Here is a 24,632-nt window from a genome sequence, read left to right on the forward strand (position 1 = left end):
TCGTGCTCGAACTCTTCATTTCCTCGCTGATCACCTTCTTCGTGGTGATCGATCCGCCGGGCTGCGCACCGATCTATGCGGGCCTTTCCGCAGGGGCGACGCCGCAGCATCGCCGGGCGATGGCGATCCGCGCGGTCATGGTCGCCTCGGTCATCCTGTTCGTCTTCGCCCTGTTCGGCGAGGCGCTGCTCCACGGCCTGGGCATCGAGATGGCGGCGTTCCGCATCGCGGGCGGTATCATGCTGTTCCTGATCGCGCTGGAAATGGTGTTCGAGAAGCGCACCCAACGGCGCGAGGACCGTGCGGCCAAGGTCGCCGACGATCCGCACGAGGCGGAGGACGTGTCGATCTTTCCGATGGCGATGCCGATGATCGCGGGCCCGGGCTCGATCGCGACCGTCATGCTGCTGATGAGCCGCAATTCGGGGCTCCAGGCCTCGATCGTGGTGCTGGCGGCGATGGTGTCGATCCTGCTGCTGACGCTCGTCGCGCTACTGGCGGCGGGGCCGCTGATGCGGTTGCTGGGCGCCAAGATCGAGGCGGTGATCACCCGCGTGCTGGGCGTGCTACTCGCCGCGCTGGCGGTGCAGTTCGTGATCGACGGGGTGACGGTCAGCCTGCGCTGACGCCACCCCGCCTGCGGCGCATGGCGGCATAAACCGCCCTCCGATCAAAACTATGGCGGTCGTGCCGCTCCATGCGTATGATCGTTCTTCGCGCAGCCGGGGGGCCGCGTCATGGTCTCAGCCCCAAGCGGGATAGTTAAGCAGCGCGCATGAATCGTTTTGCCATCGGTATCGCGGGTATTCTGGTCATTCTGGCGATCGCGGTCGCCCTGTCGACCGATCGGCGGGCGATCCGCCTGCGCGTCGTCGGCGCGGCGTTCGCACTCCAGGCGGGGATCGCGGTCCTCGTCCTCTATGTCCCCTGGGGCAAGCGGGTGCTGCAATGGCTGTCGGGCGGGGTCGCGGGCCTTCTCGGCTATGCGAATGAGGGGACCAAGTTCCTGTTCGGCGCGCTGGCATCCGATCCGCTGGGCCGCAACTTCGCGATCCAGGCGCTGCCCGTGATCATCTTCTTCGCCGCCCTCGTCTCGATCCTCTATTATCTGGGCATCATGCAGCTGGTCGTGCGCTGGCTGGGCGGCGCGATCGAGAAGGTGATCGGCGTATCGAAGGTCGAATCGCTCTGCGCGGCGGCCAACGTCTTTGTCGGCCAGTCCGAATCGCCGCTCGTCATCCGCCCCTATCTGGCGGGGCTGACCCCGGCGCAGCTGTTTACCGTGATGACCAGCGGCATGGCGGGCGTGGCGGGCACGATCCTGGCGGCCTATGCCTCGATGGGGATCTCGATCGAATATCTGCTGGCGGCCAGCTTCATGGCGGCACCCGGCGGCATCCTGATGGCCAAGATCATCATGCCCGACCGGATGGAGCCGCCCGCGGGCCAGTTGCCGCTGGGCGACGTGATCGAGGACGAGCGGATCGCGCTGGCCGAGGCCACGCACGACGAGGAAAAGCCCGCCAACATCATCATGGCGGCGGCGCAGGGTGCGCAGACCGGCGTGAAGCTGGCCGTCGCGGTCGGCGCGATGGTGCTGGCCTTCGTCGCGCTGGTGGCGCTCGCCAACGGCCTGCTGGGTGGTCTGGGCAATCTGGTCGGCATATCCGGCCTCAGCTTCCAAGCGCTGCTGGGCTATGTGTTCCAGCCGATCATGGCGCTGCTCAACGTGCCGTGGAACGAGGCGGGGATCGCGGGCGGCCTGTTCGGCGAGAAGATCGTGCTCAACGAGTTCGTCGCCTATATCGACCTTGGCAAGCAGGCCGGGCAGTTGTCGCCGCGCACCGTCGCGGTCGTCACCTTCGCACTGTGCGGCTTTGCCAATTTCTCGTCGATCGCGATCCAGATGGCGGTGACGGGAAGTCTCGCCCCGAACCAGCGCCCGACGATCGCCCGCCTGGGCATCCGCGCGCTGATCGCGGGCAGCCTCGCCAACCTGATGTCGGCGGCGCTGGCGGGCCTGCTCATCGGTTAAGCCTCTTTCCTCCCCTGCAAGGGCGAGGAATAGAGTTTTCCGGGGTTGATCCCCATCACAAGCGCGCTATGGGCGCCCTGTCGGCCGCGCTCGTGGCCGACTCACTACACAGGATCATAATGCCCCGATCTAGTCCCTTGTCCGGCGACGAGGACAGTAGACGCTTCGGCGTCCATGTTCTTGCCGACCGTCTGACGGGCCTGACGGGGTCGACGATGTCGGCCCGCTAACGCCGTTCCTCGCCGACCTTCCGCCGGGCTCGACCACACGAACCCGAAGGAGGTCTGCCATGACCCGTACCCTGTTCCGCGCGCATGTCCGCGCCCATTCCCTCGCCACCGTCATGGCGAGCGTTCCCCGTGAACGCGCACGATTGCTGCGCCTGGTCGCGTCCACCCGGCCGCAGGCGATGCGCCGCACCCGCCCGTCGGCCTGATCCGGGAATAGCGTCATGATCCGTATCGTTTCGCGGGCCGCTGTGTGCGGCCTGTTCCTCGTCGCGCGTGCCGCCTTCGCACAGGACACCCAGCCTGAGGATTTCGCGATCCACGGCCAGGCCACCCTCGTCGCGCAAGGGGTGGGCGGCTTTGCCTCGCCCTATATCGGCCCGAACAGCCTGACCCCGCGCCAGGTGAGGGAGACCACCGACGTCACCGCCTTCATCGGCGCGCGGCCGTGGAACGGCGGCGAACTGTGGGTGAATCCGGAAATCGACCAGGGCTTCGGCCTGTCCAACACGCTGGGTGTCGCGGGCTTTCCGAGCGCGGAGGCCTATAAGGTCGGCAAGGCCGAACCCTATTTCCGGCTGCAACGCGCATTCTTCCGCCAGACCATCGGGCTGGGCGGCGGGCGCGAGGCGGTGGCGGGCGTCGCCAACCAGCTTGGCGGGTCGCGTGCGGTCGATCGCGTCGTCCTGACCATCGGCAAGTTCGGCGTCGGCGACATGTTCGACACCAATCCTTATGCGCATGACCCGCGCGGCGATTTCCTGAACTGGTCGGCGGTCGATACCGGCAGCTTCGATTATGCCGCCGATGCCTGGGGCTATACCACCGGGCTGGCGGCCGAACTCTATCGCGGCGACTGGACGCTCCGCACCGGCCTGTTCAACCTGTCCACCGTACCCAATGGCGAACGGCTGGAACATGGTTTCGGCCAGTATCAGCTCGACGCCGAGGTCGAGCATCGCCACAGCCTTGCCGGGCGGCCCGGATCGGTGCGTGTCGGCTTCTTCCGCAACCGGGGCAATTTCAGCCGCTTCGACGAGGCGCTGGCCTATGCCGCCGCCAATGGGGGGGCGGTCGATCCGTCCTTCACCCGGCGGCGGATGACGCGGGTCGGCGGCTATATGAACATGGACCAGGCGCTGACCGATACGCTGGGCCTGTTCGCGCGGATCGGGGTCAGCGACGGGTCGATCGAGCCCTATGACTTCACCGATATCGACCGGACCGCCCAGTTGGGCGCGTCGTTGAACGGCAGGAACTGGGGCCGCGCGCAGGATCGGATCGGGCTGGCGCTGATCGCCAACGGCATTTCGGCCGAGCATCGCCGCTATCTGGCGGCGGGGGCCTGGGCGTGCTGGTCGGCGACGGCAAGCTCCCCAATGCGGGGGCGGAGGAGATTGCCGAGGCCTATTACGATGTCGGGCTGACCCGGGCGCTCGCGGTGACTCTGGACGCGCAGTTCGTGGAAAATCCGGGGTACAATCGCGATCGTGGGCCCGCCGAGATACTCGCACTGCGGGTGCACGGGGCATTCTAGCCTACTCCTCCCCAAGTTCACTTGGGGAGGGGGACCGCCGCTAATCGGTGGTGGTGGGGCAACCTCGTCTGCGGCGAGGCCCCTCCGTCAGGGCTTCGCCCTGCCACCTCCCCATCGGAGATGGGGAGGATTTGGCGGGTCAGCGCGTCGGTACGGGCTCGGCGCCGGTGTAATCGTAAAATCCGCGCCTGGTCTTGCGGCCATACCAGCCCGCCTCGACATATTTGATCAGCAGGGGCGCGGGCCGGAACTTGGGATCGCCCGTGCCCTCGAACAGCACGCGGGTGATCTCCAGGCAGGTGTCGAGCCCGATGAAATCGGCCAGCGTCAGCGGGCCCATCGGGTGGTTGAGCCCCAGCTGGCACGCCGCGTCGATATCGGGGATCGTCGCCACGCCCTCGCCCAGCGCGAAGATCGCTTCGTTGATCATCGGCATCAGCACACGGTTGACGATGAAGCCCGGCGCGTCATTGGCATGGACGACGCGCTTGCCCAGTTCCTGCGCGAACGATTCGACCCTGGCCACCGTCTCGTCCGCGGTGGCGAGGCCGCGGATCAGCTCGATCAGGCCCATGACGGGCACCGGGTTGAAGAAGTGCACGCCGACGAATCGCCCCGCATCGGGCGCGGCCTGCGCCAGCCGGGTGATCGGGATGGACGAGGTGTTGGTCGCCAGGATCGCGGTGTCGGACATGCCCTTGCCCACCTCTTCGAAGATCGCGCGCTTGATGGCCTCGCGCTCGGTCGCCGCCTCGATCACCAGCTCGCACCCGGCCATGGCGGACAGGGTGCCGACCGGCTCGATGCGCGACAGGAGCGCGTCGGCGTCCTCGCGCGTCGTCTTTTCCTTCGTCACCAGTCGGTCGAGCGCCTTGGCGATACCCGCCTTGCCCGCCTCGGCCCGGTCGAGCGAGACATCGGCCAGCTTCACCGCATAGCCGGCCGCCGCCGACACCTGGGCGATGCCGGCGCCCATCTGTCCGGCGCCGATCACGCCGACCGATTTCCCCACTGACTGCATGGCGACACTCTCCTGATTCTTTGGCACAAAGCCGTTTAGCGTTGCCCTATCCGGTTCGGAACGGGATCGCCAGCAAAGGGGTTGATCGGGGATGATTCGTACGAGCCCTGTCTTGTGGATGGCACTGATCGCGGCACCCGCCGTCGCCGCCGCGCCGGACAGTTCGCCGCGTCCGGGCGGTTTGAAGCTGTTTCGCGACTGGATCGTCGCCTGCGACAATGGCCGGGCGTGCGAGAGCGCGTCGCTCGCCACGCAGGACAGCGCGCTTCAGGATGTCGGTCTGATCGTCGCGCGCGACGGCGCGGGGCGCGTGACCGTGCGGGTGCGCGACATGACCGGCCGCGCCAAGACCGCCAGCCTCCGGGTCGACGGACGTACGGTCGCCTCGACCACGCTCGACCGCGACGGCGAGGGGATGTGGCAGGGCGCGCCCGCCACCGCCCTGGTCGCGGCGATCGGCCGGGGGCGGCGCGCCGCGATCCTGACCCCGACCAGTCATGGCGTCTCGCTGAACGGTGCGGCCGCGGCCCTGCGCTATATGGACGACCGGCAGAAGCGCGCGGGCACGACCACCGCGCTGATCGCACGCGGCTCTGCCCGCCATCGCGGCACGGCGCCCGCCTTACCGTTGGTGCATGTCGTCACGCCCCCGCGCGGCGCGGCCAGTGTTCCCGCCACCGCCATCGCCGAAGCGCGCCGTCGCTATGGTTGCGTGGTGGACGATGGCAGTCCGTTCAGCGCCGACGCGCACCGGCTCGACCGGCGATCGACCCTCGTCCTGATGTCCTGCGGCGCGGGGGCCTATAATTATCTCGTCAAGCCGCTGATCTGGCGCGACGGGCGACTGACGCCCGCCAGCTTCGACTTCGCCTATCATTTCGGTGAAACCCCCGATCCCGGCCAGCCCGAAATCCTGGTCAACGTCACCTGGTCGCCTGCCGGTCGCCTGTCCAGTTGGGGCAAGGGCCGGGGGCTGGGCGATTGCGGCGATGCCCAGACGTTCGGCTGGGACGGCACGCGCTTCCGCCTGCTCGAAGCGGCCCGGATGACCGAATGCCGGGGGGCAATCGACACGTTGACCGTATGGCGCACACGGGTCGAACCCGTCGCGCCGCGATAGAGGAGAAGACGATGCTCGAACACCTGCCCGCCTGGCTGGGCAAGGCGATGAGCGGTTGGCGCGCCGGGGTCGAATCGATCGCGGTGGTCCGCCGCGAACTGACTCCTCCCGCCGCGATGCGGCTGGACAGCCCGGCCTTTGGCGACATGGCGCGGTTGCCCGAACGCTTCACCGCCGATGGGGCGGGCGTGTCGCCGCCGCTCGTCTGGGGTGATCCGCCGGAGGGTACGGCGATGCTGGCCTTGCTGGTCGAGGATGCCGATGCACCGACGCCGCAGCCGCTGGTCCATGCCATCGTCTGGAACCTGCCGCCGCACGCCGGGAATCTGGCCGAAGGGGCGATCGTCGCCGACGGACCCGGCTCGGCAGAGGGCGGGGATGTGGGCCGCAATTCCTATCTGAGCGAAGGCTGGCTGCCGCCCGATCCGCCGCGCGGGCATGGCGAGCATCGTTACGTGTTTCAGCTATTCGCACTGGATGCGGCGGTCGATATCGGCGGAGAGACGCCGGGCCGCAGCTCGCTGGTTGAGGCGATGGCGGGCCATGTGCTCGCCGCCGGGGTGCTGACGGGGACCTATTCGCGGGATGAAGAGGCGCCGGTCGGGCCGGTCGGGGCGGTCGCAACCGCCTGAAATCCGTCTCGCAAACGGCCGGGCATCCGGATCAGGGGATAGCCCGGCCGTACAGGCGATGGCGCACGATCGCGCTCAGGCGATCGGAAAGATCGGGGCGGCCGAGGTGATCGCGAGGCCGGCGAAGACGAGCGCGCCGACGACCGAGACGAGGATCTGGCGGGTCTGGAACGAAGCGAACATGGTGGTAACTCCCTGGTTGACCCGGTCGCCAAACCATTTGGCGTCCGATGCCAGGGACTTTGCAGGGTCCGTGCCAGTTCTTTAAGCTATTGATTTACCGGGATATTGTTTTTCGGCGCGTAAAAATTGGGAAAATCCGCCACTGGGCCGAAGTGTTTCCCGCCATCACATGGCGGGAAAATCACCCGTCGCTCAAGGCGCGATCACGACCCTCGTTCTTGGCGCGGTAGAGCAGCAGATCGGCGCGGGCGAATAGCGTTTCCTGCGTATCGCCGGGGCGAAAGGCGGTGATCCCTGCGGAGAAGGTGATCTCCCCGACGGGCTCACCGGTTTCGCGCACCCGCATCCGCCGTTCGCGCACCGAATCGCGGGCACGGTCGATCAGGGCGGTCGCCTCCGCGTTCGACAGGCCGTGCATCAGGATGGCGAACTCCTCGCCACCGTGACGGCATACGACATGGCCCTTGCCCTCTTCGGCCAGGATGGCACCGATCGAATGCAGCACCCGGTCGCCGACCGCATGGCCCAGTTCGTCGTTGATCCGCTTGAACCGATCGACATCGCACAGCGCCAGGTGGCAATCATGCCCGGCCTGGAAGCAGTGGACGAGCGCCTCGTTGAACGCCAGGCGGTTGGCCAGCCCGGTCAGCGGATCACGCCGCGCGGTCGCCCGCGCCTCGGCCAGCTTCTCGCGCAGCGATTCCGCCTCGGCCGTCGCCTGTTTCATCTGGTTCTCGGCTGCATCGACCCGCTCCAGCATCTCGCCGGTCAGTTGCGCCAGCGTGGCCAGACCGATGCTCTCGCCGCGGGAGATCACCGCGGCGTTGCGCGCCAGATCGGCGCCGAATTCCGACGTACCGGCCTGGATCGCGCGGATGACGGCGGCAAAGGTCTCGACCTGGTTCTGCGTCTGCTCCGCCAGGGCGTCGGACTGGGTCGCCTCGGGCGGCGGGGCGATCTTGCGCGCGACGGGGGGACGCGCGGTCGACGCCGAAGCAGGGCGGACGGCGTCCGCCGGGCCGCCCAGCCGGGCGATGTCGTCCCGGTGCAGCCGCACGCCGCCGTCGATCAACGCCTCGACCGCGCGCGCCAAGGATCCGTTCGGATCCGTCAGGATCGCGTGGACAAAGGCATAATGCGCCGGATCGGGCGACAGCCGATGGTCGTCCAGGAACCGGCCGATCCGATCGTACAGCCGATCGGACGCACCGGCGCCTTGCGCCGCCGTCTGCATTTTTCCGCCCGTTTGGCCCCCCAAGGTCATGTCTCCGCCCCGGATCCCTGGATCAGCGACGCGTCTTCAGGTCGCGCACCGCCGCCAGGGTGGTGGCGACATGCTCGGCCGGGTTCATGTCGTCGTGCACGAAGACCACGCGGCCGTTGCGGTCGATGACATAGCTGGTGCGCGAGGTGATGTCGCGACCCTCGATCTGACGGCCCAGCGCGACGTCATAACCCTTGACGATCGCGGGGCCCGCACTGGCCACCGGGAACTTGCCCGCACATTCGGCCTTGGAGAAGGCGGCCAGCTTGTCCACCGGATCGGCCGACATGCCGATCACGCGAGCCCCTGCAGCCTTGAAGGCGTCGATCTTCTCGGCAAAGGCACGTGCCTCGGCGCTGCACCCGCTGGTGAAGGCGGCGGGGAAGAAATACAGGACGACCGGACCGTTCTTCAGCTGGTCTTTCAGGTGCAGCGTGAAGACTTTGCCCGCCACCGCGCCGCGCGTGGTGAAGTCGGGGGCAGTCGTGCCGGGCCGCAACGCGGCCGACGCGGGCATTGCCGCCGCCACCGCCAAAAGAATGCCTACCCAAGCCTTCATTGCGCCAGTCCTCTCCAATTAACCACGTTGACGCCTATCGTGTCCCAGCGACGGCGTCCATTGCTGATACGGGCTCGCTATTCTATCAATGACGCGATGCCCGTACATGCGACCGATATCGACCTTGCCCTCCGGCTAGCGGATGCCGCCGGTGCCGCCATCCGTCCGTATTTCCGCCGAGAAATGGGGCTGGAGATCAAGGCCGATCGATCACCCGTGACGCTGGCCGATCGCGAGGCCGAATCGGCAATGCGCCGTATCCTGGATGCCGAGCGGTCGGGCGACGGCATTCACGGTGAGGAATATGGCGTGAAGGACGGCGTGACAGGGCGCCAATGGGTGCTCGACCCGATCGACGGGACGCGCAGCTTCACCGTGGGGCGTCCGATCTTCGGCACGCTGATCGCACTGGTCGAGAATGGCTGGCCGGTGCTGGGCATCATCGACCAGCCGATTGCGGGCGAACGCTGGCTGGGCGTCGCCGGACGGCCGACGCTGTTCAACGGACAGCCGGCGCGGACCCGGGCGTGTCGCGAGCTGGGCGGCGCGACGATCGCCACGACCAGCCCGCATCTGTTCGACGACGGGGATGTGCCGCACTTCATGGCACTGGTCACCGCGGTCAGCGGACAGTCCCCGCGCCAGGGCCCGGTCTATGGCGGCGACTGCTATAATTACGGCCTGCTCGCGAGTGGGCATATGGATATCGTGTGCGAATCCGGGCTGAAGCTGCACGACTTCGCCGCGCTGGTGCCGGTGGTCGAGGGCGCGGGCGGGCGCATGTGCGACTGGAACGGCGATCCCCTGACGGCGGACAGCGCGGGCCATGTGCTCGCGATCGGCGACCCGGCGCGCACCGAAGAGGTGCTGGAGGCGCTGCGCAACGTGCCGCATGGGCATGACCATCATGATCATTGAGTTCTGAGAAGACGTTGCGACAGGCCCGAGGCCTGATCGTTTCGCATGGATGAGGACGTTTACCTGATAATCGCCCTGTTTCTGCAAGCCGCTGATTCATTGTCCTTGCCTGGGGACGTGTGGGCTGATCTTTCCTACTCGGCGTCCCTTGCCGGTGTTTCGGAGACGATTGAAATACTTCGCACCGAAGGCCGTGGGGACACGAGCGGTGTCGCCTTGCGGCTTGTCTCGCGACGTCACGGCGAAGCGCCGCGTATTCAGTGGGCCAATAGCCAAACGTGCCCCGTGGCGGCTGATGCGGTCCGCAATCTACGGTCCATTCCGATGCCCGACCCGGTCTTGCCGGATGATCAGGGCGAAATCATCTTGGACGGTGTGGGTTACCGCGTGCGCTTTCAAGCCCGCTATGGCCTGGAATTGGGCTTCCCGATGGAATTACGATCGAACACGGGCACGCCACTCGCGGCCTGGGTCAGCAGGACATTCAAGATGCTGAAACCATGCTGGTCGACGGTTCGCTACGCTCTTTAGAAAATCCCCAGAAACTTCTTCCGCTGTGCCTTCGCCTCGCCCGGATTTCTCCGGCCGTCCTCCGCCTTGGCCGTGGTGCCGCGTCCAACATCATTGCGCGGCGCGCCCTTGACCGTCCGCTGGGCGCTCGCCCGCGCGCCGGACAGGACCGGGCCGCAGGCCGCCGCCTTCGCGTCGCCGACATCGACGAAGGCCAGGACACCCGCCAGCGGCGTCGCGACCAGGGCCAGCCCCAGCCCGGCCCCGGCGCGTGCCACCAGGTCGCCGCTAATCGGGTTGATGCCGGGATGCGCGAACGTCCCGGTGATGCCGACCGGCGACTGGCCGGAGAACAGGCTGAACGTCTTGGCATCGGCGCGCACCGCCAGATCGAGCGCCTCGTTGCGGAAGCTGAAGCCGCCGCGCCCGGTGACCACGTTCTTTGACGTGTCGATCAGGATCGGATCCGCCGCCGCCACGCCGCCGCGCACGGTAAAGGCGATCAGGCCGCAGTTGATCCGCACCGGCTCCTGCAACTGCTTCTCGAACATCTTCTGAACGAAGGTGCCGATATCGAGTTCGGCCAGCTGCGCATTGCGGGTCCATAGCGAACCTGCGGGCAGGATGAACGCCATGCGCCCGTTCGCACTGGCCAGCGAATCGTGGATGGTGTCGCCGCGCCCCGTCAGCTGGACGCGGCCCTTGACCGTGCCGGTCGTCCCGGCCTCCGCCACGCCCCAGCCCGCGAGCAGGCGGCCAAGCGGCGTCGGCGCCAGGCGGATGTCGTAGCGCACCAGGCTGGGCCGCTGGCGCGTGTCGAACAGCAGGTCGGAGGACACATTCCCCCGCGCCATGGCGAATTTCAGCGGCGACAGGGTCAGCTTGCCGCGATCCAGCGCCAGGGTCAGGTCGACATCGGAGATCGGCACCCGCCGCGAGCGCACGGTGCGGATCGTCCATTTCAGATCGGCGTCGAAGCGCTGCATCGTCGCGACCGGCAGCGCCGCGTCGGGCAACAGCCGCTGCGGCCCCACGCCCGTAGCGGCGGCGGCGGCCTCCGCGCCCTTGGTCGCGACGATATCGGGGTTGTAGCCGATGAAAGGCGCGGCATCGATGATGTCGAGCTTCTGCGTCGCCAGCACCGAATCGAGGTGCAGCCGCTCGCCATGCGTGACGGTCAGCTTGCCCGTCAGGTCGCTGTCGCCGAACGTCCCCTTCATGCCCGTGAAGCGATAGACGTCACCGTCCTTCACCAGCTGGGCATGGATGTCATAGGTACGGGTGCGCGGGATGACGACGCCGATCACCTCGAGCAGCGTCGACAGGTCCTTGCCGCGCGCACGGGTGCGCAACGGCACATTCTCGACCGCTGCGATCGAGGGCAGGGTGCCGGTCACGTCGACGATATTGCCCGCTGCGCGCATCCGGGCGACCAGTTCGTTCTTGCCACGATTGGCGGTGGCGTCGGGCGACAGCAGCTGCGCGGTGACGGTGAAGGGCGTCTCGCGGATCACGCCCTTGCCGCGCACCCCCACCGCCCGGCCGATACGGGCGTCCTGCGACCGGAAATCGGCCAGCGTCAGGTCGGCGGTCACCCGCATCCGGGGATCGCGATACCGGATCGTGGTCCCGTTGATCTCGGCGGTATCGATGCGCGGAAATTCGAGCGGCTTGCCGCCCTTCTTCTCGCTGAACGTCCAGCTGTTGGTGCGGTGGTCGGGCGTCCATTCCAGATCGACCGCGCCATTGGTCAACGCCAGCCAGGTAAAGCGTCGCTTGCCGAACAGCAGCGATAGCGGAGCGATCCGCGAATCGATCCGGTCGGCGGTGAACAAATTGGGCCGGGTCGCCCAGGCGGGGTTGGAAACCGCGATCTTCTCGGCGACGAACTTGATCCGCAACGGTGCGAAATACAGCTGGAAGTCGCCGTCCACGTTGACCGTCCGGTGGGTCAGCCGTCCAACGACCGATTCGAAGGAATGGCGCAGGAAGCGCCCCTTGGTCACGAACAGCACCAGCCAGATTGCGGCGAGGACGGTGGTCAGACCGATGGCGATTCGCAATGCCCAGCGGCGCCACCCCGCACGGGCAGCGTCGGTATGCGTGGAACTGTCGGCCGCTGGCGCCTGATCCATGGCGCCTTCAAGCGCCCGAGCGAGGCGCTGGTTCCTTGGGCGATTCCATCGGCCATCGGTTGCAATCCGGAGCCGCTTCGTCTAAGCGGCCCGCTTCCCGAGCGAGGTGTCACGAACGGCCCGGCCATCAGGGCTGCCGCGGCCGTTTCTGCCTTAGCTCTAGCGAAAGGAAAAAAATGCCCAAGCTCAAGACCAAGAGCGGCGTCAAGAAGCGCTTCAAGCTCACCGCGACCGGCAAGCTCAAGCACGGCGTCGCCGGCAAGCGCCACCGCCTGATCAGCCATAACGGCAAGTATATCCGCCAGAACCGCGGCACCTCGGTCCTGTCCGATGCCGACACCAAGACCGTGAAGGCCTGGGCGCCTTACGGCCTGAACTGATTTCTGGAAGGGTAGAAAGATATGGCACGCGTCAAGCGGGGCACGACCACCAAGGCGAAGCATAAGCGGATTTTGGAACAGGCGAAGGGCTATTATGGCCGTCGCAAGAATACCATCCGCATCGCTCGCCAGGCCGTCGAAAAGGCCGGTCAATATGCGTATCGCGACCGCAAGGTTAAGAAGCGGACCTTCCGTGGTCTGTGGATCCAGCGCATCAACGCGGGTGTCCGGGCCGAGGGCCTGACCTATTCGCAGTTCATGCACGGCCTGAAGCTGGCGGGCGTCGAACTGGACCGGAAGGTCCTGGCCGACATCGCCATGCACGAGGGCGAAGCCTTCAAGGCGATCGTCGCACAGGCGAAGTCCGCTCTGCCGCAGGCCGCGTAATTCGCGACTGACGGTTAGCGCCGGAAATCAGGAAAGGGCGTCGGTGGGTTTCCACCGGCGCCCTTTTTCTGTTGCTATTATCCTCCCCGGTACGGGGAGGGGACCGCCGCGAAGCGGTGGTGGAGGGGGCTCGCCACATAGGTCACCCTTGGCGGCGAACCCCCTCCGTCAGGCCTGTCGGCCTGCCACCTCCCCGTGCGGGGAGGAATGGCCGTGCCTCAATACCGGACCGTCACCGTCCCCAGGATCGACCTCGGCGCACCATAATAGCCGCCGTCGAAGGTCAACGCGGTCAGATACTTGGCATTGGTCAGGTTGCGCAGGTTCGCCGACAGCGCGATGCGGCGGGTGATGTCGTACTTCGCCATCAGGTCGACCAGCGCATAGCCGTCCTGCCGTACCGAGCGGGTCTGGGTATAGATCACGCTCTGATACTGAGCCGATGCGCCGACCTTCAGCGCGGGCAGGGCGGGCGGCGAATAGACGATGTTCAGGCGCCCGGTGTTGCGCGGCACGAACAGGCGCGCCGCATCGCCATTCTGATCCTCGACCCGCATCAACGTATAGCCGCCGGTGACCTGCACCCCTTCGGCCAGCCGTCCGCCGACCTCCAGCTCGATGCCCTCCGACTTGGCGTTCACCCCGCGTGACACGAAGCGGCCATTGACGAAGCCGATGCTCTCGGCGGTATTGTTCTGGTGGACGCGGAAGATCGCCGCGCTGGCGTTCAGCCGTCCGCCGAACCAGTCGCCCTTGATCCCCGCTTCGATATTCTTGCCGCTGATCGGCGCCAGGATACGGCCGTCCTGGCCGATGGCGTCCTGCGGATTGAAGATCGTCGTATAGCTGGCATAGACGCTCAGCGCCCGGTTCAGGTCATAGGTGACGCCCGCGAACGGCGAGAAGCGCGTATTGTCGTAATTGGTGTCGACATCGTACGAAAAGCCGACACTGCGCGCATGGGTGACGTTGCCGCCCAGCATCAGCTTCAGCGGATCGGCCAGGTTGAAGCGGACCAGGCCATAGGCGGTCTCGCGACGGGTCTGGGTGTTCTGGCTGGACGCATAGTCGGTCGAAAAGGGTGTCGGGAACGTGACCTTGGGGAACGTGCCCTGGAACAGGTCCGGGAAGGGCAGGGTCAGGCCGACCTTGGAATAATCATAGGACGACCCCTGCTTGTAATCCTGCGCACTGCGGTTGACGCCGAACATCAGCTGGTGCTCGCGCCCGAACAGCGAGAAAGGACCGGTGGCATAGGCCTCCATGGTCAGGTTGCGGGTCTGCGCGCGGAAGGCACCGGGATAGCTCTTGATGCCCAGGAACTGGCCGGGATTGGCGGGGTCGGGCGCGATGCCGTTGGGCGCGCCGCGCACCGGATTGCCATAGACGTAGAACAGCTCGTCCGCCTCGCTGGTGGCGCGGCGCACCGCGCTGATCCGCGCGACCCAGCCACCGGCGAAATGATGCGTCAGGTCGCCGAAGATCTGCCGGTCGATCACGTTCCAGCCCGCCCATTCGGGCGCGACATTGGTCGAACGCGGCATGTCGATGCGGGTGCCGTCGGTATAGGTCAGCGGCAGCGCGCCCCACATCGCACCGTGGCTCTGGTGATCCTGATGGCCGTAACCGCCGCTGAGCACGGTATCGGGGCCAAGGTCCGCCTCGACCACGCCGTATCCGGTCCAGCGACGCAGGGAATAGCGATCCAGATAGCTGTCGGCGTCGGACAGCACGCCGACGACGCGCGCGCGCACGCTGCCGTCCTTGGTCAGCGGGGTGCTGACGTCCGCATCCAGGCGCAGGCTGTTGAACGAGCCATATTGCACGCTGGCGCTGGCCTGCAGGTCCTTGGTCGGGCGCTTGCGGACGAAGTTGATGACCGCCGAGGGGTTGCCGGTCGGCGACAACAGGCCGGGCGCGCCCCGGACCACCTCGATATGGTCATAGATGGCGGTGTCGATCGATCCGGTCTGGATACCGAAGGCGAAGGGGACGCCGATGCCGTCGATCTGGAAGGTCTGGATGTCGAAACCGCGCGCCGAGTAATAGACGCGGTCGGTCTCGTTCGCCTGGACGTTGATGCCCGGCACCGTCGTCAGCAGTTGGTTGACGTCGTTCAGCTGGAAGTCGGTGATCTGCTGGCGGGTGACGATGCTGACCGACTGCGGCGTCTCGCGCAGGGTGAGCGGGATACGCGTCGCGGTCGTCTGCCCCTCGATCGTATAGTCGTCCGTGCCCTCGGTACGCTGGCCAGTGACGACGATATCGTCGCGGGTGACCTGCGGATCGGTTGCCGCGGGAGCGGGCGTCGGGGCGGTGATGGCGGCGGCGCTGGCCATCAGCGGCATCAGGATCGGCATTCGGAAACTCCCTGTTATGGGGGCCTCCTATGACCGGCGTGGTGTTATTGCAAGTCAGTATCGAAAGCAGAAACTATCGGGTTTTTATGGGCGGTTAGGGGAAGACCGGTGCCTCCCCCTCTTAACCGTCCTATTTCGACACGGCAGGCGGTATCGGCGTGTAGTGGGCCGACAGGAGCTGCCACCCGGCCTTGGTGCGATGCGCGACATAGAGCGCCCGTACCGAACGCTTGCCGGCCGCGCCCGGCAGGATGATCGACAGGCGTCGTGTCACCAGCGCGGTGTCGCCAGTGAGCCGGACGGTGGCTTCGTCGCTGTCCATGGGTGGGACGGAATGCTTTTGGTCGGGCGTGTAGAAATCCAGTACCGCGTCGCGCGGATCGACCTCGCCACGCGGCGAAATCTCGACGAATTCCGGTGCCAGCGTCCGGGCCAGGGCGACGGGGTCGAAGTCGCGCCGCGCCGTCTCGAATCGATCGACCAGGGCCAGCGGATCACCGGTCCGCGCGGAGGCGGCCGACAGCGGCAGGATGGCGGCCGCCAGGCACAGCCATCCCGTCAAATGACGATGGTTCATGAAAACGTCTCCGTTTGAGAAGCCTAACCGATGGGAGAGCGGGTCTGCCGCCGATCCCATGCCATCAGGATCGGAACGGCCAATATCTCGGCGATCAGCGCGATGCCTTGCAGCGCCATGCCCCCAGGGGTCGGGTGGATCGCGGCGATGGCGAACATCAATCCGGCGACGATGACGATCGCCAGGATCATCGCCCGGCCCGCCCGCCGCCAGTCGCAGGCGGTGATCCACCAGGCGATCAGGATATGGAGCGTCCCCAGCGTGACCAGCCCGACCATGATCACCGGCGACCAGTTGCGATAGGCGACGGCCATCATCCGCTGGCCCGCATTCCCGGCCTCCAGCATAGCCAGAAAGGGATCGGTGTCGAACAGCCAGTACCGCAGGCCGTGAACCGCGCATCCCAGATGGAACAGCGCCATGGGCAGCAGCAGCACCAGCGCCAGTCCATAGCGGGTCAGCACATGCCACCCGGCGGACGAGGTCGCCAGGCGGCGCAAGGCGACCGTCACGCACCCCAGTGCAAAGCCCAGGCCGTGCCCGTCGCGTTCGGCCTGGTCGAATTCGATCGCCATGGCCTCTGCCCAGTCGCGCTCGCGCTCGTGCATCAGCGCCAAGGCGGCGGTCATCGCGATCCGGACGGGCGCGCGCCTCATGCCCCGGCCAGCCCGAGTGCGCCATCGATCGGCGCGGCGTGCGCGCGGATATGGGCGACCCCGGCGGCGGTCAGGCGATAGGCATGGCGCGGCGGCCGACCGGGCTGTTCGGGTGCGCGCCATTCGGCCTCGATCAGGCCCTGCTCGGTCATGCGCATCAGCAGGGGGTAGAGCGTACCCGATTGCAGCCCGGTCTGCTTCATCAGGTCATAACCATGCCACCACTGCCCGCCCCGGTCGGCCAGCGCCGCCATCAGGGTCAGCATCTGTTTGGATGGACGGCGGGCTCGCTTCATCCAAGAAAGGTCACATATGTAGATTTATGAGTCAATGCCGGGTTTGTCTGGCGTTTCGATGCCGCCGTCCCCACATCGCCCGTCGACATGGCGCTTCATCTGACCAAGGTCGCATTCGGGGCGACCAGTATCGATCATCTGGCGGAACGGCTGAAGATGCGGGCGCAGGAAGGGCCGCTATTCCTGACCACGCGCTATTTGCCCAAGCGGCACGAGGAGGTGGCGGGGCAGGGTTCGCTGTTCTGGATCCTGAAGCATCAGCTGATCGCGCGCTCGCCGATCCTGTCGTTCGGCGAAGCGGAGGGCGGCCGCTGCGCGATCCATATCGACCCCGCGCTGGTGCTGGTCCAGGCGCAGCCGCGCCGTGCGCATCAGGGCTGGCGCTATCTGGAGGCGGCGGACGCCCCGCCCGATCTGGACGGCGCGGCGAGCGGGATCGACACGATGCCGCCGGTGCTGGTCGGCAAGCTGGTGGAACTGGGGCTGATCTGATCCCTCCCGGCACCGGATGTGCCGAGTGCCGGGAAGGATGTTTCGGGTCAGAACTTAGGCCCGGCCACCGCCGCGCGCGTCTTCTTGGGCGTGTCGGCGAACAGCTTGGCGATCGCGGTGTTGCGCGCGTCCTGCTGGGCATAGTCGCGGGCGGTCAGCCCGGCGACATTGTCGGACTGGTCGGGATCGGCCCCGGCGGCCAGCAGGTCGCGGACCATGCCGATATCGTGGCGCTGGACCGCGCGGATCAGCGGGGTTTCGCCGCCCGAATTGCCGATATTGGGATTGGCCTTGGCCGCGGTCAGGACGCGGATCATGTCGGGCTGGCCACCCGCCACCGCCAGCAGCAACGGGGTGTTGCCGCGCCCGTCGCGCAGGTTCGGATCGGCGCCCTTCTGAAGGAGGAAGCGCAGATACGTCTCGTCGCCGCGCTTGATGACGATGTGCAGCGCGCCTTCGCCGCTGGTCACGTCACGGGTGTTAATGATGCTGGCACCCGGCCGGTCCAGCATGTTGGTCACGTCATTGCCCTTGGCCTCGCGGACCGCCTGAAGGAATTTGTAGCTTTCCGACTGCATCATCTGGGCCGACGCGGGGGCGGCGACAACGCTGGTAAGCGCACTGGCCAACAGCGCGGCGGCGAACAGGGGGCGAAAGGGCATGAACGGCATTCCTGACAGGGGGCCCGAATGAGGGCCTGAATGAGGACCCATGGCTTGCAACGGGCGATTTATCACAGCAAGGCTATCGGCGTCATGACCCGATTATTTCTGCCTCTCCTGGCATCACTGACCCTGCTGGTCGCGGGCTGCGGCTCCTCCGATCCCTCCGGCGGGCAACCCGACGCGCGGGCGCCGCTTGCGGGCGCGAAGATCGGCGGGCCGTTCCGGCTGACCGATAGCCGGGGCAGAACCGTCACCGACCGCGATTTCGCCGGGCGCTACCGCGTCATGTATTTCGGCTATACCTTCTGTCCCGATGTCTGCCCCACCGACATGCAGGCGATCGCCGCAGGCCTGAAGCTGCTCGACAAGCGCGCACCGGCCAAGGCGAAGACGATCGTGCCGATCTTCGTCACCGTCGATCCCGAGCGCGACACGGCGGCGGTGGTCGGCCGCTTCGCCGCCGCCTTCGACCCGCGCATCGTCGGGCTGACCGGCTCGCCCACCCAGATCGACGCGGTGAAAAAGGCCTATGCCATCTGGTCGGCCAAGGGCGACCCTGCGCCGGGCGGCGGCTATCTGGTGAACCACAGCCGCCAGGTCTATCTGATGGACCCGGACAACAAGCCCCTGGCGCTGGTCCCGGCGGACGAAGGGCCCGAGGCGGTGGCGAAGACGCTGGACCAGTGGGTGCGCTGATGGAGCGGTTCTGGGAAAAGCCGATCGAAAGCCTCGACCGCGCGCAGTGGGAGGCGCTGTGCGACGGCTGCGGCAAATGCTGCATCCACAAGCTGGAGGATGAGGATACGGGCGAACTGGTCCCGACCAACGTCGCGTGCCGCCTGCTCGACCGGCGCAGCGGGCAATGCTCCAATTACCGCCATCGCCGCGCCTATGTCAGCGAGTGCGTGCGGCTGACCATGGGCAATGTCCGTTCGATCGACTGGTTGCCCACCACCTGCGCCTATCGCCTGCGCGCCGCGAACGAGCCCTTGCCCGACTGGCATTACCTGGTCTGCGGCGACCGCGAGGCCGTCCACCGCGCCGGACAGTCGGTGCGCGGCTGGACGATCAGCGAGGACGATGCGGGCGATTTCGAAAACCATGTCGTGGACCGCGAATTGTGATCGACGAAGTCGTCCGTCATCCGACCGCCAAGACCATCCGCCTGAGCGTCGATCCCGCCACCGGCACCGCGCGTCTGGTCGTGCCCAAGCGCGCCGCGCTGAACAAGGCGCTGGCCTGGGCGGAGGAGAAGAAGGACTGGCTGGCCGAGCAGCGCGCGCGCCTGCCCCGGCCGCGTCCGTTCGTGCCGGGATCGGACATCCCGTTCGGCGATGCCGTGCTGCGCCTGGAATGGGCGGAGGGGCGCGCCCGCGTGATCCAGCGCGAGGGCAACCGGCTGATTGCCTCGGGCCCGCTGGAAACGCTCAGCCGTCGGGTCGAGGCCTGGCTGAAGCGGCAGGCGCTGGAAGTGCTGGCGCGCGAGACGGCCGAGGTCGCGCGCGTCGCGGGTGTCGCGGTGTCCAAGGTCAGCGTCGCCGATCCCAAGGCGCGCTGGGGAAGCTGTGCCTCGACCGGCGCGATCCGGTATAGCTGGCGGCTGATCCTGGCACCCGACCAGGTACGCCGCGCGACGGTGGCGCATGAGGTCGCGCACCGCGTCCATATGAATCATGCCCCCGCCTTCCACGCGCTTGTCGCCGAGCTGCTGGGCGAGGACCCGGCGCCCGCCACCGCCTGGTTGCGGCAGCATGGCGCGGGGCTTCACTGGTACGGTCGGTCGTCCTGACGCTCACGCGGTGAACCGCGCGGCGGCGCGGGGGGCATCCGTCCGTCGCGCCCGTCACCACGTGGGGCCGCCCCGTTGCCGCGACCGGTCACCCGGTCGATCCACGCCTGGTCCAGCCGCTGTTGTGGTGCGGGCTGCTGGTCCGGGGCCGGTTGCGGCTGGCCGGGCGTACCCGGCTGCTGCTGGATCGGCGCAGGGCTGCCGGGTTCGCGGCGGGTCGGGATCTCGACCGCCTCGCTGCCGTCGTCGGGCTGTGCCGCGGTGGGCGGCGGCAGCGGGTTGCCGTCGGCATCGACCGCCGGGACACCGTCGTCGGGCTGTCCGAAATAGCTCTCCTCGTCGGGTTCCAGCTGCCATTCGGGCAGGGTGACCTGAGTCTCGAACTGCTCGATCGGGCGATTGGCGGTGGCGATCTTCATATAGTCGGCAAAGGCCTTGGCGGGCGCGGTGCCGCCGTGCAGCCCGGCGACCGGTTTGCCATTGTCGCGGCCCATCCACACGCCGGTGGTGATCCCGCTGGAGAAGCCCAGGAACCAGCCGTCCTTCGAACTGGTCGTCGTGCCTGTCTTGCCCGCAACCGGTCGCCCGATCTGTGCGGCACGCCCCGTACCGGTGTTGACCGCGGTCTGCAGCAGGTCGGTCATCTGCGCCGCGACATAGGGCGCGACCAGCACCCGGCTGCGGTCCACCTCATGCGTGTAGATGGTCTGGCCGTTTGCGGTCACCTTGGTGATGCCATAGGGCGTGACCTTCACCCCCTTGTTCGCGACGCTGGCAAAGGCGCTGGTCATGTCGATCACGCGCACTTCCGAGGTGCCGAGCACCATCGATGGGTGGGTGTTGACCGGGGTCGAGATACCGAAGCGGCGCGCCATGTCGGCGACCGTCTGGAAACCGACCTCCTGGCCCAGCTTGGCCGCGACCGTGTTCAACGAATAGGCAAAGGCGGTGCGCAGGGACACGTTGCCCGAATTGCGCCGCGAATCGTTGCGCGGGCTCCAGCCGTCGATGGTGACAGGCTCGTCGACCACCTGGTCCTCGGGCTTGTGGCCCGCCTCCAGCGCGGCGAGATAGACGAACAGCTTGAACGCCGAACCCGGTTGGCGGACCGCCGTCGTCGCGCGGTTGTAATTGGTCGAGACGTAGTCGAGGCCGCCCACCATCGCCCGCACCGCGCCGTCGCGGTCCAGGCTGACCAGCGCGCCTTGCGTGCCCGGCGGCGCATCGGCGCGGATCGCGCTGTCGGCGGCGCGCTGCATCCCCAGATCGAGCGTGGTCCACACGTCGAGCGGCGCGGTCTGCTCGTCGATCAGCATGTCGAGTTGCGGCAGCGCCCAGTCGGTGAAGTAGCGGACCGAATTCTGCTTGGGCTCGGGGGCCAGCTTCAGCGCCTGCGGATCGGCGGCGGCGGCTTGCCCCGCGGTGATGAAGCCGTTGCGCTCCATCTGCTCGATCACCACGCCCGCGCGGCCCACGGCGGCCTCGGCATCGGCGGTCGGCGAATAGTTGGACGGCGCCTTGACCAGGCCCGCGATCACCGCCGCCTCCGACAGGTTCAGATGGTCCGCGCCGTGGCCGAAGAATTTGCGGGATGCCGCGTCGATGCCGTACGCGCCGCCGCCATAATAGACCTTGTTCAGGTACAGCTCGAGGATCTGGTTCTTCGAGAATTTCAGCTCCATCGCCAGCGCCAGGATCGCCTCGCGGAACTTGCGCCCGAACTTCTTCTGGTTGTTCAGGAAGATGGTGCGCGTGATCTGCTGGGTGATGGTCGAGCCGCCCTGCTTCCACCGGCCCTTTTCCAGGCGGACCTGGACCGACCGGGCGATGCCGATCGGGTCGACGCCGGGATGCTCGCGGAAACGGCGATCCTCGACCGCGATGGTCGCGTCGCGCATGACCAGCGGGATGCGGTCATAGGGCAGCCACTCGCCATAGCTCGGCCCGAGCGAGACGATCACCGACCCGTCGGCGGCATGGACGCGGATCATCTGGCCGTTGGGCGAGGATTTCAGCTCGTCGAAGCTGGGCAGCTGCGACTTGGCGACGAAGACAGCGATCGCCAGCGCACCGACCGCCAGCACGGCCAGGCCGATCAGGATCTGCAGGGTTACGACGATCCGGCGCCGCCAGGGAGAGCGGGGCTTGGAGGAGCGGGGCCGGGAGGACCGGGGGGACGACGCGCGAGGCATGGGATGGCTCGCGAATTACAGGGCTTTGGACATGACCACAAGCGGCCGATGCCCGTGGGCGGCTGAGCGCAGGATGAACCGGCGCGGGCGACGCGCAAAGTTGGTGGTTTTTTAGGTCCGTTGGGTTAGAGCAGGCCCGAAACCGGAAATCGCACGGGGGCGATCCTGGTCGAAAGGACGGGCATGGAACAGGTCGAACAGCAGCAAGGGACGTCTGCCGAGCGGCGGGCGGGCCGGCGGCATTCGGCGGTCCTGCTGTTGGGCAAGCTGTGCGGCGACCGGCCCGGCGTGTGCCTGGTCCACAATATCTCGGCCAATGGCCTGATGGCGCGGTTCGTCGACGTGCCGACCGTCGGCGATGCGATCTGCGTCGAGGTGCGCGGCCTGGCACCCGTCTCGGGCACGGTGCGCTGGGTAAAGGGGCAGAAGGCGGGCGTGCAGTTCGATTCGCCCCAGCCCTATGAACAGATTTTCTCGAACGAGAATGAGGACGGGACCATCCCGCGCCCGCCGCGCTTCCCGGTTGCGCGCACCGCCGATGTCCGCCTGGGCGATCGGAAATTCACCGCCGCGATGATCGACGTATCGGCGGGCGGGGCCAAGCTGGAGGCGGCGGGCCCGGTCCAGCCGGGGCTTGCCGGGCATATCGTCGTGCACCCACTGGGTACCGCGATCCCGGGCACGATCTGCTGGGTGAAGGATGGCCGCTTCGGCTTCCGCTTCGTCTCGCCGCTGCGCATCGACGCGCTCGCCGCGATCATCGCGCTGGACTGATGCGCCAGGCCAAGCCGCAGGGGATCGGCGTCAGCGCGGCGCGTTCATCAGGCCAAGGACGACCAACAGGATCAATGCGGCGGCCAGAAGGATGCCGATCGCGCGGCCGATCCGGTTGACCGGTACGGGCGCATCGCCATCGTTCGCCGGTTGCATGGCACCGCATTGAACGCAGCGACGGGCCTTGTCGGGAATCGCGCGGCCGCAGACGGCACAGGGCATGGATCATCCTTCCGCCGGTCGTCCGGAAAGGGGGGGAGGACGGCCGGAGCCGTCCATCAACCTATCTGCTCTGGAAAATTTGGTGCGGTCGAGAAGACTCGAACTTCCACGGCCTTTCGGCCACAACGACCTCAACGTTGCGCGTCTACCAATTCCGCCACGACCGCACTCGATAGTCACCACCGGCAAGCCGGAGGGCTGGTAGGCGGGTGCCCCTAGCAAAGCGATACGGACTGCGCAATGCCTTTCGTCCAACCTTCTTCGTTCCTAGGTGTGGGGCATGACGCAAAACCTCCGCCCCGATGGGGTTCGGCCCCCGGCCCCCGATCGGACCCCCTACCGGACAGAGGTGCGCCATCTGCTCGGCCTGGCGTGGCCGGTGATGCTGACCAGCCTGAACTGGACGATCCTGCACGTCACCGATGTGGTCGTGGTCGGCCAGGTGGGCGAGCATGAGGTGGCCGCCCTCTCGGCGAGCCGTTCGCTGACCTATATCGCGATCGTCACCGGGCTGGCCTGGCTGTCGGGGGTGCTGGTGCGCGCGTCGCGGGCCGACGGCGCGGGCGACCTGCCCGCCACGGGGCAGGCGATGCGCGACGGCATGGTGCTGGGACTGATGCTGGGGGTCGCGGCGATGCTGATCCTGGGGCTGGGGGCGGCACCTTTGCTCGCCGGGATCGGGGTGGCACCGCCGCTGGTCGCACCGGGCGCGCGGGTCGTGGTGGTCATGGCGCTGGGTTATCCGTTCCAGATGGTGATGATCGCCGCCAGCTATTTTCTGGAGGGGATCAGCCGTCCGCGCCGCGTGACCATGGTCAATTTGTCGATCCTACCGATCAATGCGCTGCTCGCCTGGGCGCTGGCGGGGGGCGAGGTGGGACTGCCCGCACTCGGGGCGGTGGGGGCGGCGCTGGCGACGGTCATCGCCTCGGCCATCGGGGCGGTCGCGATGGTGGCCAGCGCGGTGACCCTGCCGCGTGCGCAGGCGCGAGGGCTGCGGCGGATGGACCGGGCGGCCTGGGCCCCGACGCTGGCCGGGGCGGCCGGGCTGGCGCGATTCGGCGCGGTGCCCGCCATCGCCTCGGGGCTGGAGCTGGCCGGGTTCGCTGTCCTGATCGCGCTGTCGACGCGGCTGGGTGATGCGACCGCGCATGGTTTCCAGATCGTCTTCTCGCTGCACAACGTCACCTTCGCGCTGGCGATCGGGCTGGGATCGGCGGCAGGTGTGCGGGCGGGCAATGCGGTGGGCGAGGGCGCGCCGCGCACCGCCGTGCCGCGCAGCCTGCTGGCGGTCGGCATGGCGGCGCTGGCGATGGGCCTGTGCAGCCTGGGGCTGTGGACCGTACCACAGACGGTGGTCGGCCTGTTCCCGGCCCTGCCCGACGCGCACTGGGCCGCGGCCGCCATGCTGATGATCTGGGCGCCGTTCATCGTGTTCGACGGGGTGCAGGTCGTGCTGGTCTACGCGCTGCGCTCGCTGAACGATCAGGTCGCGGCGGGGATCAACAGCATCATCGCCTATTTCGTGGTGACCGGCGGGCTGGGCTGGTGGCTGGTATCGGCCGGGTGGGGGGCGTCGGCGCTCGCCTGGGCATCGGGTCTGGGGATGCTGGTGGCGGCGGTTCTGCACGGGACGCGCTTTGCGGTCGTCGCGCGGCGGTTGCGGGCGGCGTAGGCCGAAGCCCACGCCGGCAACCCGCA

General features: G+C 67.5%; 26 protein-coding genes, 1 tRNA gene and 1 pseudogene. 16 read left to right on the top strand and 12 right to left on the bottom strand.

Features of this window, described 5'->3' with window-relative positions; all coding sequences use genetic code 11:
- Nucleotides 1-2: 2 nt before the first annotated feature.
- The 4 genes and pseudogenes from U1703_RS12170 to U1703_RS12185 all read left to right on the top strand — a co-directional run bounded on the left by U1703_RS12170 (nt 3) and on the right by U1703_RS12185 (nt 3,799).
- Nucleotides 3-626: a MarC family protein gene (locus U1703_RS12170; protein ID WP_320453538.1), complete on the top strand. Its 624-nt coding sequence runs from the start codon at nt 3-5 to the stop codon at nt 624-626.
- Nucleotides 627-775: 149 nt separating this feature from the next.
- Complete coding sequence (locus U1703_RS12175) at nt 776-2,035, top strand: NupC/NupG family nucleoside CNT transporter (RefSeq protein ID WP_320453539.1); 1,260 nt, start codon at nt 776-778, stop codon at nt 2,033-2,035.
- A 289-nt stretch (nt 2,036-2,324) separates the two neighbouring features.
- The gene (locus tag U1703_RS12180) at nt 2,325-2,471 is read left to right on the top strand and encodes a hypothetical protein (RefSeq protein ID WP_320453540.1); all 147 of its coding nucleotides are present in this window, start codon (nt 2,325-2,327) and stop codon (nt 2,469-2,471) included.
- A gap of 261 nt (nt 2,472-2,732) precedes the next feature.
- Nucleotides 2,733-3,799, top strand: a pseudogene (locus tag U1703_RS12185) (carbohydrate porin).
- A gap of 139 nt (nt 3,800-3,938) precedes the next feature.
- Here the strand turns inward: U1703_RS12185 and U1703_RS12190 are convergent.
- A complete protein-coding gene (locus U1703_RS12190; protein WP_332785916.1) occupies nt 3,939-4,820 on the bottom strand; it encodes a 3-hydroxyacyl-CoA dehydrogenase NAD-binding domain-containing protein in 882 nt (293 codons plus the stop codon).
- Nucleotides 4,821-4,938: 118 nt separating this feature from the next.
- Here U1703_RS12190 and U1703_RS12195 point away from each other — a divergent pair, with 118 nt between their 5' ends.
- The gene (locus U1703_RS12195; RefSeq protein ID WP_332785917.1) at nt 4,939-5,940 is read left to right on the top strand and encodes a DUF1176 domain-containing protein; all 1,002 of its coding nucleotides are present in this window, start codon (nt 4,939-4,941) and stop codon (nt 5,938-5,940) included.
- An 11-nt stretch (nt 5,941-5,951) separates the two neighbouring features.
- A complete protein-coding gene (locus tag U1703_RS12200; protein ID WP_332785918.1) occupies nt 5,952-6,572 on the top strand; it encodes a YbhB/YbcL family Raf kinase inhibitor-like protein in 621 nt (206 codons plus the stop codon).
- 364 nt (nt 6,573-6,936) lie between these two features.
- On the opposite strand, the gene U1703_RS12205 is transcribed toward U1703_RS12200, so the two are convergent.
- Both U1703_RS12205 and U1703_RS12210 read right to left on the bottom strand, forming a co-directional pair.
- Nucleotides 6,937-7,989: a GGDEF domain-containing protein gene (locus U1703_RS12205; RefSeq protein ID WP_332785919.1), complete on the bottom strand. Its 1,053-nt coding sequence runs from the start codon at nt 7,987-7,989 to the stop codon at nt 6,937-6,939.
- Between the two features lie 52 nt (nt 7,990-8,041).
- Nucleotides 8,042-8,578 carry a peroxiredoxin gene (locus U1703_RS12210; RefSeq protein ID WP_320453546.1) on the bottom strand — a complete coding sequence of 179 codons (537 nt, stop codon included), beginning with the start codon at nt 8,576-8,578 and terminating at the stop codon, nt 8,042-8,044.
- A gap of 96 nt (nt 8,579-8,674) precedes the next feature.
- On the opposite strand from U1703_RS12210, the gene U1703_RS12215 reads away from it, so the two are divergent.
- The gene (locus tag U1703_RS12215) at nt 8,675-9,496 is read left to right on the top strand and encodes an inositol monophosphatase family protein (protein WP_332785920.1); all 822 of its coding nucleotides are present in this window, start codon (nt 8,675-8,677) and stop codon (nt 9,494-9,496) included.
- 45 nt (nt 9,497-9,541) lie between these two features.
- Nucleotides 9,542-10,027 (top strand): hypothetical protein, encoded by a 486-nt coding sequence (locus U1703_RS12220; RefSeq protein WP_332785921.1) that lies wholly within the window; start codon nt 9,542-9,544, stop codon nt 10,025-10,027.
- Here the strand turns inward: U1703_RS12220 and U1703_RS12225 are convergent.
- On the bottom strand, nt 10,024-12,141 hold the full coding sequence (locus tag U1703_RS12225) for an AsmA family protein (protein WP_332785922.1): 2,118 nt from the start codon (nt 12,139-12,141) through the stop codon (nt 10,024-10,026). The two genes, U1703_RS12220 and U1703_RS12225, sit on opposite strands and share 4 nt — an antisense overlap.
- 176 nt (nt 12,142-12,317) lie before the next feature.
- On the opposite strand from U1703_RS12225, the gene rpmI reads away from it, so the two are divergent.
- Nucleotides 12,318-12,521, top strand: coding sequence for a 50S ribosomal protein L35 (rpmI, locus tag U1703_RS12230; protein ID WP_007406658.1), 204 nt, complete (start codon nt 12,318-12,320; stop codon nt 12,519-12,521).
- A gap of 21 nt (nt 12,522-12,542) precedes the next feature.
- Nucleotides 12,543-12,908, top strand: a complete 366-nt coding sequence (gene rplT, locus U1703_RS12235; protein WP_320453550.1) for a 50S ribosomal protein L20 — start codon at nt 12,543-12,545, stop codon at nt 12,906-12,908.
- A gap of 218 nt (nt 12,909-13,126) precedes the next feature.
- On the opposite strand, the gene U1703_RS12240 is transcribed toward rplT, so the two are convergent.
- From U1703_RS12240 to U1703_RS12255, 4 genes are all read right to left on the bottom strand, one after another.
- Nucleotides 13,127-15,268 carry a TonB-dependent siderophore receptor gene (locus U1703_RS12240; protein ID WP_332785923.1) on the bottom strand — a complete coding sequence of 714 codons (2,142 nt, stop codon included), beginning with the start codon at nt 15,266-15,268 and terminating at the stop codon, nt 13,127-13,129.
- A gap of 130 nt (nt 15,269-15,398) precedes the next feature.
- Nucleotides 15,399-15,845: a nuclear transport factor 2 family protein gene (locus tag U1703_RS12245; RefSeq protein WP_332785924.1), complete on the bottom strand. Its 447-nt coding sequence runs from the start codon at nt 15,843-15,845 to the stop codon at nt 15,399-15,401.
- A 23-nt stretch (nt 15,846-15,868) separates the two neighbouring features.
- Nucleotides 15,869-16,501, bottom strand: coding sequence for a hypothetical protein (locus U1703_RS12250; protein WP_332785925.1), 633 nt, complete (start codon nt 16,499-16,501; stop codon nt 15,869-15,871).
- On the bottom strand, nt 16,498-16,797 hold the full coding sequence (locus U1703_RS12255; RefSeq protein ID WP_320453554.1) for a PadR family transcriptional regulator: 300 nt from the start codon (nt 16,795-16,797) through the stop codon (nt 16,498-16,500). The genes U1703_RS12250 and U1703_RS12255 overlap by 4 nt, the downstream gene beginning before the upstream one ends.
- An 87-nt stretch (nt 16,798-16,884) precedes the next feature.
- On the opposite strand from U1703_RS12255, the gene U1703_RS12260 reads away from it, so the two are divergent.
- The gene (locus tag U1703_RS12260) at nt 16,885-17,289 is read left to right on the top strand and encodes a DUF1489 family protein (RefSeq protein WP_320453555.1); all 405 of its coding nucleotides are present in this window, start codon (nt 16,885-16,887) and stop codon (nt 17,287-17,289) included.
- 47 nt (nt 17,290-17,336) lie between these two features.
- Here the strand turns inward: U1703_RS12260 and U1703_RS12265 are convergent, their stop codons facing one another.
- Nucleotides 17,337-17,951, bottom strand: coding sequence for an ankyrin repeat domain-containing protein (locus tag U1703_RS12265; RefSeq protein WP_332785926.1), 615 nt, complete (start codon nt 17,949-17,951; stop codon nt 17,337-17,339).
- 93 nt (nt 17,952-18,044) lie between these two features.
- Between U1703_RS12265 and U1703_RS12270 the strand changes: the two genes are divergently transcribed.
- From U1703_RS12270 to U1703_RS12280, 3 genes are read left to right on the top strand one after another with little or no spacing between them, the layout of a single operon-like run.
- Complete coding sequence (locus tag U1703_RS12270) at nt 18,045-18,650, top strand: SCO family protein (RefSeq protein WP_332785927.1); 606 nt, start codon at nt 18,045-18,047, stop codon at nt 18,648-18,650.
- Nucleotides 18,650-19,078 (top strand): YcgN family cysteine cluster protein, encoded by a 429-nt coding sequence (locus U1703_RS12275; RefSeq protein WP_320453667.1) that lies wholly within the window; start codon nt 18,650-18,652, stop codon nt 19,076-19,078. The genes U1703_RS12270 and U1703_RS12275 overlap by 1 nt, the downstream gene beginning before the upstream one ends.
- Nucleotides 19,075-19,743 carry a M48 family metallopeptidase gene (locus U1703_RS12280; RefSeq protein ID WP_320453558.1) on the top strand — a complete coding sequence of 223 codons (669 nt, stop codon included), beginning with the start codon at nt 19,075-19,077 and terminating at the stop codon, nt 19,741-19,743. Before U1703_RS12275 ends, U1703_RS12280 begins: the two co-directional genes overlap by 4 nt.
- On the opposite strand, the gene U1703_RS12285 is transcribed toward U1703_RS12280, so the two are convergent.
- Nucleotides 19,719-21,935 (bottom strand): transglycosylase domain-containing protein, encoded by a 2,217-nt coding sequence (locus U1703_RS12285; RefSeq protein WP_332785928.1) that lies wholly within the window; start codon nt 21,933-21,935, stop codon nt 19,719-19,721. The genes U1703_RS12280 and U1703_RS12285 overlap by 25 nt on opposite strands.
- Nucleotides 21,936-22,118: 183 nt before the next feature.
- Here U1703_RS12285 and U1703_RS12290 point away from each other — a divergent pair, with 183 nt between their 5' ends.
- On the top strand, nt 22,119-22,709 hold the full coding sequence (locus U1703_RS12290; RefSeq protein WP_320453560.1) for a PilZ domain-containing protein: 591 nt from the start codon (nt 22,119-22,121) through the stop codon (nt 22,707-22,709).
- 30 nt (nt 22,710-22,739) lie between these two features.
- Here U1703_RS12290 and U1703_RS12295 read toward each other — a convergent pair whose 3' ends face one another.
- Nucleotides 22,740-22,865 (bottom strand): hypothetical protein, encoded by a 126-nt coding sequence (locus U1703_RS12295; RefSeq protein ID WP_320453561.1) that lies wholly within the window; start codon nt 22,863-22,865, stop codon nt 22,740-22,742.
- A 146-nt stretch (nt 22,866-23,011) separates the two neighbouring features.
- Nucleotides 23,012-23,098 (bottom strand) — tRNA-Leu (locus tag U1703_RS12300).
- A gap of 113 nt (nt 23,099-23,211) precedes the next feature.
- Here U1703_RS12300 and U1703_RS12305 point away from each other — a divergent pair.
- Nucleotides 23,212-24,606, top strand: coding sequence for an MATE family efflux transporter (locus U1703_RS12305; RefSeq protein WP_443025806.1), 1,395 nt, complete (start codon nt 23,212-23,214; stop codon nt 24,604-24,606).
- Nucleotides 24,607-24,632 lie beyond the last annotated feature (26 nt).

The sequence above is a fragment of the Sphingomonas flavida genome, from assembly GCF_036663655.1.
In the GTDB taxonomy this organism is placed as follows: Bacteria; Pseudomonadota; Alphaproteobacteria; order Sphingomonadales; family Sphingomonadaceae; genus Sphingomonas.